The sequence below is a fragment of the Paraburkholderia sp. SIMBA_054 genome (genome assembly GCF_046534875.1).
GTDB classification, from domain to species: domain Bacteria; phylum Pseudomonadota; class Gammaproteobacteria; order Burkholderiales; family Burkholderiaceae; genus Paraburkholderia; species Paraburkholderia hospita.
In genome coordinates, this window is record NZ_JAWRXV010000679.1 from 1 (window position 1) to 276 (window position 276).

At 63.4% G+C, this 276-nt stretch carries 1 protein-coding gene; it reads right to left on the reverse strand.

Annotated elements, in window-relative coordinates:
* On the reverse strand, positions 1–276 hold a 276-nt coding region (locus SB822_RS56820; RefSeq protein ID WP_410859068.1), incomplete at both ends, for a LysR substrate-binding domain-containing protein.

Sequence of the window (276 nt, forward strand, 5' to 3'; positions counted from 1 at the left end):
GTCGTGCGGCCCCACGATTCATCGCGGATCGTTTCGAGCAGGCAATCGATAAAGCACTGCGACGCTGCATCGGACGGCTCGCCCGTGCGCGTGATGATGCCGACTGTCGAGTCCTCGAGTTCTTCGCACAAGGGGATCGCGCACAAACCGTCGCGCGCCGCGCAGAGTTCGACGAGCGGCCACGGAAAAATGCTCACCATGTCCGTGCGCTTGAGCAGTGCGACCGCCACGGTGAGCGAATGGAGAAAGTGGATGCTGCGCGGCACCGGCAATCCG